Origin of the sequence: Stomatohabitans albus, assembly GCF_036336025.1 — a bacterium.
GTDB lineage: Bacteria > Actinomycetota > Nitriliruptoria > Euzebyales > Euzebyaceae > Stomatohabitans > Stomatohabitans albus.
This window is the reverse complement of the sequence record NZ_JAYKKE010000003.1, coordinates 102,644-116,806: the sequence shown is the minus strand read 5'-3', so window position 1 is coordinate 116,806 and position 14,163 is coordinate 102,644. Positions and strand designations below refer to the sequence as shown.

Genomic DNA, 14,163 nt, shown 5'->3' with positions numbered 1-14,163 from the left:
TCTTTGAGATTAAGGTCTACCGTTCATGGTTTCCTCCGATCTTGTATTTATTCCGGCTACTGCTGGTGTGGTAGAAGCACGTTTATATGCAATCCCTGAGTCTGGCTTAACTCGCGAGCTCCCTGGAACCGAACCTGATCACACGAACCCCGTGCGTGTTCCTCTTCGTGGGGCCTATGCCTTGGCTGAGCGTTTTGGTATTGACAAACCGACCGCAACGACCGTTGCGGTTGTCCGCCCGGCTGACGGTGCCGACCACGTGGATGTGCAAGAAGTACCCGCATTGGTGTTTCGGATTGATGACGTGCTTGAGCCGCTATTAGCGCAAATCCATCACCCTCGTGCGAGTGTGCGTGGATGGGCACACGTGGCGCAGCTTGCATTGATTGCAGCCATACGACAAGAAATCGTGCCAGCACTTGCGATGGCAACACCGGACAGTCCTGTGAAAGCCTATTGGAAAATAGCGGCTGATAGTGTCGTTCACGACGCCCTCAATGCACTTGCCAATGCGATGCCCCCCGTGGCAGTCAGCGCGCCCGTGCCAGGTCACCAAGCGGTCCGTACACCACTTGCCGTCGTGAGCGCCTTTGCCAATGCTGTGGTGGACACGATTGTTCGACGGGGAGCTCCCGCGGTATCTGGTCGCCCGCGGGCAAGGATTTTGCCGTGGACGATGCGGTGGGTAGAAGCCCTCAGTGACCCTGATGACGCCCAGGTGCCCCTACGCGATGAAGCTGCGGAACTTGTGGCTGGAATAGCGGGATGGCAGTCGCGTATTGATGCTGACTTGGCTTTGATCATTGCCCTCGACGCTCCAGATTCCCCAACAGGGGTGTGGCCACTCACCTGTTTGGTGCGTTTTCCTGATGGGCATGAAGAACCGGTCCATGAGGTCCTAACGGCGGAACAAGCCGGTGAAGCCGATGTGGTTTTGGCTCAGTTGAGCCGTGCAAGTCGCTTGTACCCGCCACTGGATGAACTGATTGAGGCAACAAGCCGATCCGTTGTAGACCTCACCCTTGATCAGGCTTGGCAACTCATCGTCGATATCGCACCGCTCTTACAAGGTGCAGGCGTTACGATTCGGTTGCCTGAAACGCTGGCTGAAGATGCGATGGCCGCTGAAGTACATCTGAATGAACAAGAAGATGGCAGTGTTGAAGCGGTTTGGGAAGTCAGTTTGGCACAACACCTTCTTGACGAAACAGATATTGCGACAATCGCGGAGATGGATCAGCCACTGGTCTATGCCCATGGGCGATGGATCCGCCTTGATGAGACGTCGCGCCAAGCCATTCAATCCTATGGTCATCGTGAAACGATGAGCCGTGCCGAGGCCTTGTCACTCGCACTGGCCGGGAGTGCAGGAGAGGATTGGTTCTCCCATGGACCAGCCGCCCAGCGTGTGGTCATGGATGATTCGCTTAGCGCGTTTATTCAGAAGGTTCGCCAAGCCGGTGATAAACCAGAACTGGAGATAGCCCCAGAAGGGTTCGTGGGTGAGCTTCGTGACTATCAAGCACGTGGGTTAGCTTGGTTACGTGGCATGACGGACCTCGGGCTTGGTGCGGTATTAGCTGATGCCATGGGCTTGGGGAAAACCGTGCAGTTAATCGCGTTGTTGGTTACCCGTCCGGGACCCTTCCTCGTCGTGTGCCCAACGAGTGTGGTGGGTAACTGGGAACGTGAAATCAAACGGTTTGCCCCCGACCTTCCCGTGAATCGCCACCACGGTCCTGAACGGTCTCTTGACCCAGATGATTTAGAAGGGGTTGTCGTTACCTCCTATGGAACCTTGCGGCGAGACGCTGACCTTCTGAGTGGGATTACCTGGGATATTGTCACCTTAGATGAAGCCCAACAGATTAAAAACCCGGCCACCGCAGCGGCCAAAGTGGTGCGCTCCTTACGGGCAAATACCATGCTTGCATTGACCGGTACCCCGATGGAAAACCGGCTGGCTGAGTTATGGGCCGTCATTGATGCCACCAATACGGGCATGTTGGGCACTAAAACAGCGTTTACCCGACGATTTGTGAAACCGGTCGAAGGCCATCACGACTTGAATGCGGCGGCACGGTTGCGCAACCTTGTAGCCCCATTCATTATGCGGCGAACCAAAGATGACCCCGAAGTGGCCCGTGACTTACCGGACAAGATTGAACGAACGGTTGCGTGCACGCTGACAAGCGAACAAGCGAAACTGTACGAACAGGTCACACAGCAAGCGATGGCTGAGTTAGCCACGGCTGACGGGATGCAACGGCGTGGCCGTATCTTGGCCATGTTGACTGCCTTGAAACAGGTGACCAACCATCCTGCGCAGTACCTTGGCGAAGATGGCCCCCTCATTGGCCGTTCTGGCAAGCTCCAAGCCGCCCAAGAAATTATCGCATCAGCGACAGATGCCGGTGAACAGCTCCTTGTGTTTACCCAATTTGTGACGATGGGCAAGTTATTGAGTAAACAGCTCAGTGAGGACCTTGACCAGCCTGTTCCCTTCTTGCATGGCACGTTGAGTTTGGCCCAACGCGATGCGATGGTTGAACAGTTCCAGTCTGGTGGTGGCGCTGGTGTATTAATTGTGTCCACCCGTGCTGGTGGGACGGGGTTGAACCTGACGGCCGCCACCCATGTCATTCATTATGACCGGTGGTGGAATCCCGCCGTTGAGGACCAAGCCACTGACCGTGCCCACCGTATTGGGCAGCTACGAACGGTGGAAGTACACAAGCTTGTAACGAACGGCACATTAGAAGAACGAATTGCTGACATGCTTGAGCGGAAACGAGCTCTCGCAGATGCGGTTGTAGCACCGGGTGAGAACTGGATCACCGAATTAGATCTTGCTGCCCTTGAAGAACTGGTTCGTTTGGGGGCTGAGGCGCGTATTTATGACACGCCGGATCGTCCTGCAATCGGTGCGGGGTATGACGTTGGGGGCCGTGATGACTAGTTGGTCGGCACAGTGGATGGAAGCTCTTGAAGGGTTACCGCTTGAAGACGACGCAAAAGCTCGACGAATCAGGCAAGGACGAGCCACAGCTTCAAGTGGTCGAGTTCAAGAACTCAATACCAGTCCTGGTCGGTTGACGGCGCGTGTCCAAGGTGGTCGGCCAACGCCGTACCTTGTGGCTGTTGATGTGCCACAGCTATCCAATGAGGAGTGGGCCATTATCGTTGATATTTTGGCCACGCAAGTCCGCCTCTGTGCCCGACTCCTTGCCGGTCAAGAACCAGAAGAATTAGCTGACTTAGCAAAGGAACAAGGGGTTGACCTGATTCCTTCCATTGCGGATGTCACCTTTATTGCGGGGCATGGGCCAGATGAGGAAATCCCGACCGTTGGGGTGGCCGTTTGGGCCGCTATGGGGCAAGTTTTGCGCCAAGACCCGTACCCGTTGTTACGGGTTCGTGGGCGGGCTCGAGAGCGTTTGCTCCACGAAATTAGTGTGGCGAGAGGGCGAAGCGGAGCACCCGATGGCATACCACTAAGCACACTCAGTCCGGTTGGGTGGACACGCGCGCGAGGGACCTTTGAAGCGGTGTACTTTCCGTCCCCCACCTTGGCCACACGGCAAGCACCGTCACTGGCCGCACTGGGTGATCCTCAAGGCTGGGCTGGTGCCATGAGTGCCCTCGATTTATTCGGGACCATGATTGAGGCAGCATCTACCCATGCTGAACAGCTCTTAGACGACCAGGAGTCAACGGCATCTCCTTAGCGATGTGCAAGCCACGGGCGGTACCAGTGTGGCCTTTAACGTCATTGCCTTTACCACAGTGGTGAAGCTCGCTGGCCCAAATAGGTATTGACCGGCAAGATCATTGGCCGGTCAATACCAGGATGAGGCTTCTTTCCCCATGCCGCACACCCCACTGTGGGGGTGATGGGCAAAGGTGGTTTATTGGTATGGAATGGGGTTTGATCCAGTTAGCTTCTTCCAACCTTTAGCTGCACCACGACGGGCGACAAGGGTTGCCACACCAACCCCGACACCGGTAATCACGGTCCAACCCACTGCGTCAACCCAGTCGGCGTTAGGGTCTGAAGGATCTTCTGGTGGAACCCCACGGTTAAACGCATCACCCCATAGTTTTTTTAACAGGAGTGACGCGGCAATACCTGCAGCCCCAGCCGCTACACCAGAAAACACATTCCAAGCCAAACGCTCCATGCGGTACAACACCTCTTGACGGGATTCCTTATCAAACTCAGCAATACTCTGTATCAGACGGTCGCGTTGGTCATCAACCGCTTGCACATAAGGTTGTAACGCTTTTGCCTTCGGGCCAACCGCGAGGGCTGGCGTGCGATTAAAATCGGTCATCGAAGCTCCTAGGGCAGTTGCCGCCGTGGTGGTGCGGACTGGGTAGTACGGGCACGCTGCATCCGTGACATGACGACACGCTTGACGTTCTCCGGTACTTTCTTGATCGGTTCGGGTACTTTGTTCTTCACGTTCTCAGGAATTGCTTCTTGCACAGACGTTGAGACGGTGTGTGCTGCTTCTCTCGTACCAGCACGATAGTTGCGTTTCATTGAATCAACCGCACGTTGGGCCGATTCAGTGGAACGCTCGAATTGGCGCCTGGTATTGGCTGGGTCGGCGTCAATCTTCATCTGACGGTACCCAATGAATGCAGCTATCAAGGCAATGACAAATAGTACGAGGGTGATAATGCCCGCCGCCGCCCAAACGGGAAGCCACAAGGCGAGAACCGCACCAATGAAAAAGAGCAGTGCGTGGACACCAAAAAAGGCCACGAGGGCCGCAAAGATAAATGCAGCGGCACCGATCGCTTTGTCTTGTGCGATAGCGGTGAGCTCGGCTTTGGCGAGCGCAATTTCAGCACGTACGAGCGCTTTTGCCTCATCGTAAACATTGAGGGCCGCTGATTTAGCACCCTGTTCGGGGCGATGGCCCACTAACCGAGCAAATGGCGCGAAGCGGCTGTTGCCTGGTCGATCTGCCATATGCATCCTTTCCCTATCAGTCAGTTATTACGGTCAGCGTAGTTCTTCGAGCACCTAATTGGCTACTCCAGTTAAAAGTATTCCCCAGTTTCAAGGGAGTTTGAGCGTTCGGGGCCGGGACCTAATACCGTTGGACCCGAAGATTTTGGTTCGAGAGGAGGAGACATGACCATGTTTAGTCAGGCTGAAGACATGCCATTGCATGATCACGTACAGCTGTACTTGCGTGAGATGGCTCGTACCGCCCTCTTAACAGCGGAAGAGGAAGTTGATCTTTCCAAGCGCTACGAAGCTGGTTTAGAAGCTGAGCGACTGCTCGATGTGCCAAGTGCTGGGGCCTTGTCACCAACCCGTCGTGCTCAGTTGCGCCGCATTGCCCAAGATGGGCGTCGTGCAAAAGATCGTCTTGTGCAGGCAAACTTACGCCTTGTGGTCAGTGTGGCCAAACGCTACCAGGGGCAAGGACTCCAGCTCTTAGACCTCATTCAAGAAGGCAACTTAGGGTTGCTCCGCGCCGTCGAAAAGTTTGACTATCGCCGTGGATATAAGTTCTCCACCTATGCAACGTGGTGGATTCGCCAAGCCGTAGGGCGGGGGGTGGCCGATAAAGGTCGTACGATTCGCCTTCCAGTGCACATGATGGAACGGGTACGTCGGGCGTTGAGTGTGCAACGTGATTTGGCTGAACAGCTTGGCCGTGAACCAACGATTGAAGAACTGAGCGAAGAACTTGGGGATGAAGGTGATGTGATTGAAGAATTACTCACCTACGCGCGAACCCCCACCAGCCTTGAAACCCCGGTAGGGGATGAAGGTGATGCCGAGCTGGGAGATTTCATTGAAGATACCTCAGCCGATGACCCGATGGAACAAGCCGCAAAAGGGTTTGAACGCCGTGAATTGCTTGATGTGGTGGCCGGTCTGCCCGAACGAGAACGCTTGATCCTTGAACTTCGGTTTGGCCTCAAAGATGGGGTTATCCGAACCTTGGATGATGTGGGTACCCACTTCAATTTGACGCGTGAGCGTATCCGACAATTAGAAGCTCGTGCCTTGTCTAAGTTGCGTCACCCCTCGCGTGGTCGCAGCTTGAGTGACGGCGTTTCTTAGAAGAGGTGACTGGTGTTACGTTGGGGAATAATCGGAATTGGCGAAACAGCTCGTGACCACGTCGCACCAGCGTTGCGAAGCGTTGGGCATGATCTCGCCGTTGTTGCGGCTCCTGTGTTGACACAGGCCCAGAGCTTTGCCGCAACCCAAGGGGTTCGCCGTGCGCGTGCCGATTTCATGGATGTCCTTGAATCTCGTGATGTCGATGCGGTGTGGATAGGGCTTGACCCGTCAGATCGTGGGAATTGGGTAGAGGAAGCACTTTCGCACGGCAAACATGTCTTGTGTGCGAAACCCCTGGGTGCGGACGCGGATGAGGCGGCACGCATGGCAACGGCAGCCGCTGCGGCGGGTGACTTGGTGCTGATGGAAGCCTTGCCGGTACGGTTCCACCCGCGCACGACTGCACTCCTTGACCTCATTGCAGGAGGCGGGGTTGGGGAGGTGCGCATCGTGAACGCCACGTTGAGCAAACCAACTGACAGTGAGGAGATCTCCGTAAGTAATGGGGCGTTACTCCAACTGGGTGCGGACTTGATTAGCCTAGTGCGGTGGGTGATGGGGGCCGAACCTGACACGGTTCGAGCCGTATCACGGCACTATGCCACCGGTGCGGATTCAACAACAACCGCCGTGCTGGGATTCCCTGGCAGGCGGACAGCAACCTTGCATGCGAGCCTTGATGCTTGTGACTATTCAACGCTAGAAGTCATTGGTACCAAAGGCACCTTAACCGTGCCCGAACCATTTTCTGCTACCGCAACCTTGCAAGCCTCAATTCTGCGTGATGGTGAGTTGATTGGGTCGTGGCGGGCTGACCCCTGGGAAACGCTTATAGACACCTTTGAACAAACAACGCGTGGGGTGCGTGCGCCACTTGATGTAGATGATGCGGTGGCAACCGCTCACGTGCTTGACTGGATTGGGGCGAGTGCCTAACCCGCTTGCGACCAAAGGGTTCGGGTTGCCCTTGGGTGCCCGGTTGGCCAGCAGATTGGTGAGATTGATGAGTTCAAGCAGTAAGAACCGTACACCAGAACACTACGGTGTGGATGCCGCGGGTGCGGTGGTTTGGCGTGAATCCGATGGATACGTGGTGCTCGTTCACCGCCCCCGCTACGACGATTGGAGCCTCCCGAAGGGCAAATGCGACCCCGGTGAGTGCTTCGCACAAACCGCCGTGCGTGAAGTTGAGGAAGAAACGGGTATCACGGGCACCCTCGGTGAGTGGATCGATGACGTGACCTATCCTGTGCCTGGCCCCGATGGGGGTGAAGTCACCAAAACCGTGGTGTTTTACGCCTTAGAAGCGACCCATATCCCCGATTTTGTACCCAACGATGAGGTTGATGTGTTGGTGTGGGTACCCATTGACCAGGCGATCACGCGCACCTCCTACCAAGGCGACCGCAACGTGCTTGCGGCATTTATGACTGCACAGGAAATAAACGAAACCGGTTGATCTACTCACGTCGTGGGATAGGTCCGGCGTATGCAGGGGCGATTGCACTCATTGAATCGCAACCTTCAAGCATGAACCATCCTGGTGCCTTCGTATGAAAATGAGTTGAGCGAAGTGTGCCTCATCGCTTGATTACATGAACCATGTCACTGAAGTCTGAACTGTACCCACCATTCAGATCGACTAGCCCACAAAATCGAGCATGTGATCAAAGCGTGGTTCAACGCCTGAGGTAATGGACTGAAACAGCCCAGCGATATTTCGCGTGACCGGACCCCACGCCGTGAGATTACGTGCATCTACCCCGCGCACGCCCACAATGCCACTGGTTACTGATGCACAGAACACTTCATCGGCGGTGTAGAGGTGGTCAGGGCGTATCGCCTGCACCCGTGCGGGAATATCTAGATGCCGTGCCAATTCGAGCAGCGTGTCATCAATAACACCGGGGTCGGCGTTATCTGCCAGAATCAACTCACCATCACGAACCATGGCGATGGAATGGCTCGTTGCGCTTACGATCTGGTTGTGGGCATCGACGATGATCGCTTCATCACAACCGGAGCGGTTAGCCTCTCGGAGCGCCAGCATCTTTGTGGTGCCCGCACCAACAATTTGTGCACTTGCTGGCATCGAGTCACTGCCGATGGCACGCCAACTTGATGTGCCGAGCCGGATGCCATTGGTCACCACCTCTTCACTGAAAAAGGGGCGACGATCCCATGCACAAATCGCGGTGTGGACGGGACCTGAACTCCGACCGTAGAACAATGAATCACCGGCCATATAGACAAGAATGCGGACAAAGGCATTGCGCACACTATTGCGGCGGCACAGGTCACGAACCCCATGCATGAGCTCATCAACGGTGTACGAAAGCGGGATATCGAGCACCTTTGCGCTATTGCCAAGGTTGACCTGGTGGGCACGGTGCTGGAAGACGGCTATCCCTCTATTGGTGGGTCGTGCACTCAAGTCTTCATAGACTCCCCAGCCTGCATGCAAGGTTGGGCTCATGACACTGACAGAGGCGGCTTCAACATCGACAAACTCACCGTCCATCCACACTTTGCTCATTCTCGGCAGACTCATCGCGTTTACCTTCCTCAGATCACTCAACCATGTTTATGCCATACCGGCCTGTTCACGCCTTAGACTAGGTCACCCACAAGACTGACGCCTCTGGCTACTAAGGAGCCAATAATGTGTGGTGACCGTATGACACAACTGCATGGATCGCAAGTTGTCTTAACACTGATGACAGAGGCAGACGTCGATGCCATCACCGCCATTCTTGCTGAACCACAGATTGCGCAGTGGTGGGGGCAATGGGATCGTGATCGCGTTGCTGAAGAATTCACCGATCCTGACCTCGGGGTGTACGTTATCCGGCCCCTCATTAACGATAAGCCCGGACCAGTCATTGGGTCTGCCCAGTATTTTGAAGAACTCAGCCCCGACTTTAAACATGCCGGTATGGATGTATTCCTCGATGCGTCCTATCGAGGTAAAGGGCATGGGGCCGACGTTATCCGTACACTCTGCCGCCACCTGTTTTATGACCGTGGCCATCACCGCATTGTTGTTGACCCGGATGCCCGAAACGAAACGGCGATTGCCGCCTGGAAGAGTGTAGGGTTCCGCCAAGTCGGGTTGATGCGCATGAGTCAGCGTGGCCCTGATGAGCAATGGCATGACTCGGTCATGCTTGAAGCATTGAAGGGTGAAGTGAGCTAGGGGCACCTGAACGCCGTCACTGGCCGGTCTGACGATCTGAGGGTGCAAGACCGTATTTGCATTGAGCGATTCGGCTCATAGATACTGATACCCATCTATGGATTCCCAGCACATCAATACACGCAAGTGGTTGATTATTGCGGCTAGCGTGATCATGCTGCTTATTGGTGCCGTGATAGCACTACTGGCGTGGATTGGTGTGAGCGTTATCACCGCAGCGCATGACCGTCCTGAACCAACGGTGGCGCCATCTTCGCTAACACCGCCACCCGATAACACCGGGCCTGTTCTCCCGCCAGGAGCGTCAGGGCCAATCGGTGATCGCGTTACTGAGGGCGATCGGGTGATCATTGCCACATTGCCTCAGCATGATCTCGATAGCCTCAACCTCGATGGGCTAAAGAAACCCTGCCACTTTGCTGATTGTGCGGTAAGTGCTGTCGTGATTAGTGAAGGCGGCAAGACCTATCGGCACCGGATTCACCCGTCGTGGACCAGCGCCATCGTGGTATCTGGTAACCGGTACCATGCCTTGTTTACGGGAATGAAAGAGATGCTGGTCTATAGCGGCGGGTATCTTGAGGAGGCAAGATTAACGACAACCAATGCGATCGCTCGGCCTACATCAATAGATAACACCGGAAACTATATTTCAATCACGACTTCACCAGATCGTTTTCAACCCAGCCGAACAGTTCCCTTTCATTCCACTCTTGAGACCTACGGTCACGCCTCCCCAAGAACGCTACAAACGGACTACCTCGGCTCGATGTTTATTTGTGATGGTCGGTATTTCTATTTTGGTGATTTAGATTTCTATTCTGACCAATTCACCCCACAATTTAGTGGTGAGTTAGATACGGAATCGCACACCCTCACCATGTTCAATCATGAACCAATGCCGCTACCGCCCATCATCCCTAAGGGACGGCAATGTAACGGTCTAGGTGATGGATCACAAACACTCGTGGTGGAAAATCATGCCCAAGAAATAGCCTTCTGGACCTGGTCACCCACTGAGGGGTACCGCAACAGTAACCGAGCCTATCCCGTTGCCCTAGATGCGATCCGATTGGTTGACACATCAGCGCATCGGACCCTCCTCGTTGACCATACCGACCGGCTCGCGGTCTTTGACCAAACCACTCAAACCGTTCTTACCCAAACAACCCTCGATGACCTCTTTGGCGGGCAGTCTCCCTTTGCTTCCCAACCACCGATTATGGTGCTGGACGGGCCATCACTGCTCATCATCGGCCAATCACGCAATGACGAAGCCAATTGGATCGGTGCTGAAGTGAATTACGAAACATCAGTCCAACAGCCAACTAAGGCGCTTCCGTTCTTCACTGAAACGTACAACACGATTCGATTGAAGGACTGGTACGTAGCTGATGGTTCATCCCTTCGGACGTGGCTGGCTTCCCAGCCAGAGGCCACCAGATAGGAGGGGGATTGGCACAATCATCTCGGACTACGATGATCGGACTGGCTGTGGTTGCTGGTCTCGTCCTTCTTCTCATTCTTACTGCAGGCGCCATCTTTTGGGTGGTGGAATCATTGAACGTTGCCCCGTCTGATAGTGGGCACGAGGATACTCCCCGGCAACAACCCATCACCGACAAGGTCACTGCTCACCAGGACCCCATCGCAATGGTGGTTGTCCCGTCAACGGATCCCGGGTTAACTCTGAATGCTCTTGGTGGAGAGGACTATAGCAAATGTTTCTTTGAGCAGTGTAAAAGCTATATTACAATTCTAACTCAAGATAAAAAAATTAATCAGTTTGTTGGTGAGACGGCAAGTAATCGGTTTGCTACTTTATCGCCAAATAGGCAATATTTACTTACAAACGATAATAATAATCTTATTCGATATTCTCAAGGAGAGATTACTCGTTTTACCAATGATAGGATAGAAGAAAATCTTTCTATTCAAGAAATTGATGATAGTGGGATAATCTATAATTCCCGAATGGTAAATCTACTCCAGAGCCCCCTGTCTGAACACGGTCCTTTCGATGTTGACCGTGTTTGGCAACTCGATATATGGGGTGGGAGTCAGCCACAATCACTGCTTATTTCCTTATACGGAACGACCATTCCTCACCACGAACTCATCGCCTGCGATCATGACCTCTATTATTTTGGCCAGCGTGTCGATGAACGCGGTGAGCTGCACCAAGCGAATGAGTGGGTTTTCAATCAAGACCGCAATACGTTCGAATCCCTAGGTCGTTATGATGCATTTAGTGACAACGTCGATAACGACTATCGCTTTTGCCGTCATGATGGAACACATACCTTTGATGTTGCAGTTATGGACCTGGACACCTTACGGGTTCGTACATGGCGCGAAGATGGTGGGTATTCGCCAGATGAAGAGCGCTACATGATTGGGGCGCGAGACATCGGTGGCATCCGTATATTCCCATCACGTATTATTATTAACACTGCAGACAAGGAACTATTGATTATTGACCGTAGAACAGGAAATCAAGAGCAGATTGACGTATTTTCATCTCACACCTCAGATGGTGCTAATCCATTGCATAAGGATTCTTCAGTACTAACGGTTCAAGAGGATAAGGTATTTATCTTTGGTCCTGACCAATCTCATCGCAAATGGTTGGCTACCTCCTATACGTATGAATCTAAACAGTTAGGGCCAATAACAACTGTCCCACTCTTTGATGAAAGCTATCCATCATTTAATATTAAATCGATTGAGATTGGTGATGAGGATATCGTTCAGCAATGGTTAGTGTCACAACCAACCTACAATCACGAGTAGTGAAAAAGGATTTATGAGTAATAGCAAGATAGCCCATCCTGGACGATCACGCGGTAATTGGAAAGCAGGATTGACACTGCTGGGTATTCTGGCATTAATACTTGCTATTATCATACCGCTGACTTTGCGTTATGGGGGTGACGATCGGAATCGTCCACAAGCCCAAGATCGTCGAGATATCGTTGCTTTATTTTATCCCAAGAATGATGCAGATGTGAACAGTAAAAGCGACTATTCATTCTTGGAGACTTGTTCATTTAAAGACTGCAAAATACCTGTCATTATATTAGATAACACAGGGCAAACCTACCGCTATCTTGTTAATCCGATTTTTGGATCAAGTGTGTCATTATCACCTAATCATCGGTTGGCATTATTCGCAGATAGTGATGGTAATAGCAATATCTTCTTTAACGGTGGATTAACCTCAATTCCAGGGTTCCCCACCGACTGGAGCGGCGTGGTTAGCCAGATCCAAGACGATGGTTCCGCAGTACTTGTTCGGAGTGTGCCACGGCATTTAACGCTCACACCACATCATTTCCTTATTACCGATGGCATGGCAACAAGCAAACCTGCTGAGTCAATGAAAGGCACCATCACATCCTGTGATGGACAACTATGGCGCTTTGATAACCGAAATGGTGGCGTATTGAATGAGCCTCCACTTGTAGACGAATATACCTACGACTATCCCAGTGAATCCTTTGTGGCTATTGAGCGCGAGACCCCACAGGCCATCGTGCCAAGGCCATTTACACAGTGCCTAGGGGACGGCAACGGCAGTTTTGCACTATTTCAGCCCATCGATTCGACCCTTGCCGACGACCAACCAGGAGAAATGGGGCTTTGGATCTGGACGATGAAAGAAGGTGCAGTACGTGATCCCCATCCCTACCGTGCCCTCACCGATAATCCCGGCTTCGCTCCCCTCCAACTCGCGGTTGACACGACCACACTCTGGGTTGTGCATGAAGATGGTGCACTCCGGTCTTACAACCGTGAAACCGGTGCTATGTCTGAACATTGGACGCTTCGTGACTACTTCGATGAAACGCTCGGACATATCAATGCTCGGGTGGTATTTGCCGGCGACCAGATCATTGCGGTAGGTAAATACAAGAACGATCCTGAAACATGGATTGGTGCGGTGTATGACCGCACCGATGCGAACCCAACGGTTCTTGTCAAGATTCCACTGCTGACCGAAAACTATCTCGATCGGTTTTTGGACGTGTTCAACGTAACTGACCCCCAGGCCTTCATCACATGGTTACGCGCCCAACCTCCGCTTGGAGCGTAATCACTAGCTCTCATCAATACCCACCGTGCACCAACCCCATAACCCCAAATAGTAAAACTGGGCGTGGAATCGGTATATCGGTTTAAACGCTTGACCAATAGTGGTTCCTCGCTACCTACCAGCACCTAGTACTGGTTCTCGTACCAACACAGGTACTTCACGAAGGAGAATCAGAATGAAATACAACCGCATTTATCTTGCTGTCGCCGCAACAGCGTTGATGGCTATTCCCGGTATCGCATGGGCAGCGGCTCAAGAAGATACAACCCTGACATCACCTTCATCGATCAGTGCACCGGTGCAAGAGACTGATCTATCTTCACCGCCGTCTCTATCAGGCGACCGCGAAGAGCCGTCAACTGAGCGTGCACCGTCTCGCCCGGAACGCCGTGGCCCAGCCCATGATGGCCACAACGGGCCCCGAGGGGCACGTGATAAGGCAGGGCGGCATTGTGGTCGCCATAGCGCTGGAGCGCAGGATGGTCGCAGGGAAGACCCTCGACGCCCTCACCGTGGCCGTGATGACGCAGCACCACAACAGCGGCCAGGCGACGATGTTCAGCGTGGTGGTGAACGTTCAGAACGGGAAGTTCCTCCCCGTAACGACGGGGAACAACCATCAAGCACCATGCCCAGCCTGAATGAGGCGTAATCAAGCCGTGTCGACACATTGAATGGGTCTTCATTGAATCTTCAATAGCAGATAAAGCCTCCCTTAGAAACGGTAATAGTGGTAAAGGGAGGCTTTATATTTCTGATATGTGCGATGAATACCCC

General features: G+C 53.3%; 13 protein-coding genes. 10 read left to right on the top strand and 3 right to left on the bottom strand.

Annotated elements, in window-relative coordinates; all coding sequences use genetic code 11:
- Positions 1-25: 25 nt before the first annotated feature.
- Both VCU37_RS08255 and VCU37_RS08250 read left to right on the top strand, forming a co-directional pair.
- Positions 26-2,959 carry a DEAD/DEAH box helicase gene (locus VCU37_RS08255; RefSeq protein WP_336250172.1) on the top strand — a complete coding sequence of 978 codons (2,934 nt, stop codon included), beginning with the start codon at positions 26-28 and terminating at the stop codon, positions 2,957-2,959.
- A complete protein-coding gene (locus VCU37_RS08250; RefSeq protein ID WP_336250171.1) occupies positions 2,952-3,728 on the top strand; it encodes an SWIM zinc finger family protein in 777 nt (258 codons plus the stop codon). The genes VCU37_RS08255 and VCU37_RS08250 overlap by 8 nt, the downstream gene beginning before the upstream one ends.
- A 180-nt stretch (positions 3,729-3,908) precedes the next feature.
- On the opposite strand, the gene VCU37_RS08245 is transcribed toward VCU37_RS08250, so the two are convergent.
- Positions 3,909-4,334: a DUF4235 domain-containing protein gene (locus tag VCU37_RS08245; protein WP_336250170.1), complete on the bottom strand. Its 426-nt coding sequence runs from the start codon at positions 4,332-4,334 to the stop codon at positions 3,909-3,911.
- 8 nt (positions 4,335-4,342) lie between these two features.
- A complete protein-coding gene (locus VCU37_RS08240) occupies positions 4,343-4,981 on the bottom strand; it encodes a phage holin family protein (protein WP_336250169.1) in 639 nt (212 codons plus the stop codon).
- Between the two features lie 165 nt (positions 4,982-5,146).
- Here VCU37_RS08240 and VCU37_RS08235 point away from each other — a divergent pair, with 165 nt between their 5' ends.
- From VCU37_RS08235 to VCU37_RS08225, 3 genes are all read left to right on the top strand, one after another.
- Positions 5,147-6,091: a sigma-70 family RNA polymerase sigma factor gene (locus VCU37_RS08235; protein WP_336250168.1), complete on the top strand. Its 945-nt coding sequence runs from the start codon at positions 5,147-5,149 to the stop codon at positions 6,089-6,091.
- Positions 6,092-6,103: 12 nt separating this feature from the next.
- A complete protein-coding gene (locus VCU37_RS08230; RefSeq protein ID WP_336250167.1) occupies positions 6,104-7,030 on the top strand; it encodes a Gfo/Idh/MocA family protein in 927 nt (308 codons plus the stop codon).
- A gap of 67 nt (positions 7,031-7,097) precedes the next feature.
- Positions 7,098-7,553, top strand: coding sequence for an NUDIX hydrolase (locus VCU37_RS08225; RefSeq protein WP_336250166.1), 456 nt, complete (start codon positions 7,098-7,100; stop codon positions 7,551-7,553).
- Between the two features lie 183 nt (positions 7,554-7,736).
- Here VCU37_RS08225 and VCU37_RS08220 read toward each other — a convergent pair whose 3' ends face one another.
- On the bottom strand, positions 7,737-8,645 hold the full coding sequence (locus VCU37_RS08220) for an aminotransferase class IV (RefSeq protein ID WP_336250165.1): 909 nt from the start codon (positions 8,643-8,645) through the stop codon (positions 7,737-7,739).
- A gap of 126 nt (positions 8,646-8,771) precedes the next feature.
- Between VCU37_RS08220 and VCU37_RS08215 the strand changes: the two genes are divergently transcribed.
- The 5 genes from VCU37_RS08215 (at position 8,772) to VCU37_RS08195 (ending at position 14,038) form a co-directional block, all read left to right on the top strand.
- Positions 8,772-9,290 (top strand): GNAT family N-acetyltransferase, encoded by a 519-nt coding sequence (locus VCU37_RS08215; RefSeq protein ID WP_336250164.1) that lies wholly within the window; start codon positions 8,772-8,774, stop codon positions 9,288-9,290.
- Between the two features lie 97 nt (positions 9,291-9,387).
- Positions 9,388-10,737, top strand: coding sequence for a hypothetical protein (locus VCU37_RS08210; protein ID WP_336250163.1), 1,350 nt, complete (start codon positions 9,388-9,390; stop codon positions 10,735-10,737).
- An 8-nt stretch (positions 10,738-10,745) separates the two neighbouring features.
- Positions 10,746-12,083, top strand: a complete 1,338-nt coding sequence (locus VCU37_RS08205; protein WP_336250162.1) for a hypothetical protein — start codon at positions 10,746-10,748, stop codon at positions 12,081-12,083.
- Between the two features lie 13 nt (positions 12,084-12,096).
- Positions 12,097-13,386 carry a hypothetical protein gene (locus VCU37_RS08200; protein WP_336250161.1) on the top strand — a complete coding sequence of 430 codons (1,290 nt, stop codon included), beginning with the start codon at positions 12,097-12,099 and terminating at the stop codon, positions 13,384-13,386.
- A gap of 175 nt (positions 13,387-13,561) precedes the next feature.
- Positions 13,562-14,038: a hypothetical protein gene (locus tag VCU37_RS08195; RefSeq protein ID WP_336250160.1), complete on the top strand. Its 477-nt coding sequence runs from the start codon at positions 13,562-13,564 to the stop codon at positions 14,036-14,038.
- Positions 14,039-14,163: the final 125 nt, after the last annotated feature.

What these genes read in the sequence shown, in the direction of transcription:
- VCU37_RS08220 (WP_336250165.1), bottom strand. Translation starts at nt 8,645, where the DNA reads ATGAGTCTGCCGAGAATGAGCAAAGTGTGGATGGACGGTGAGTTTGTC.
- VCU37_RS08215 (WP_336250164.1), top strand. Translation starts at nt 8,772, where the DNA reads ATGACACAACTGCATGGATCGCAAGTTGTCTTAACACTGATGACAGAG.
- VCU37_RS08195 (WP_336250160.1), top strand. Translation starts at nt 13,562, where the DNA reads ATGAAATACAACCGCATTTATCTTGCTGTCGCCGCAACAGCGTTGATG.
- VCU37_RS08225 (WP_336250166.1), top strand. Translation starts at nt 7,098, where the DNA reads ATGAGTTCAAGCAGTAAGAACCGTACACCAGAACACTACGGTGTGGAT.
- VCU37_RS08235 (WP_336250168.1), top strand. Translation starts at nt 5,147, where the DNA reads ATGACCATGTTTAGTCAGGCTGAAGACATGCCATTGCATGATCACGTA.
- VCU37_RS08210 (WP_336250163.1), top strand. Translation starts at nt 9,388, where the DNA reads ATGGATTCCCAGCACATCAATACACGCAAGTGGTTGATTATTGCGGCT.
- VCU37_RS08250 (WP_336250171.1), top strand. Translation starts at nt 2,952, where the DNA reads ATGACTAGTTGGTCGGCACAGTGGATGGAAGCTCTTGAAGGGTTACCG.
- VCU37_RS08200 (WP_336250161.1), top strand. Translation starts at nt 12,097, where the DNA reads ATGAGTAATAGCAAGATAGCCCATCCTGGACGATCACGCGGTAATTGG.
- VCU37_RS08240 (WP_336250169.1), bottom strand. Translation starts at nt 4,981, where the DNA reads ATGGCAGATCGACCAGGCAACAGCCGCTTCGCGCCATTTGCTCGGTTA.
- VCU37_RS08245 (WP_336250170.1), bottom strand. Translation starts at nt 4,334, where the DNA reads ATGACCGATTTTAATCGCACGCCAGCCCTCGCGGTTGGCCCGAAGGCA.
- VCU37_RS08255 (WP_336250172.1), top strand. Translation starts at nt 26, where the DNA reads ATGGTTTCCTCCGATCTTGTATTTATTCCGGCTACTGCTGGTGTGGTA.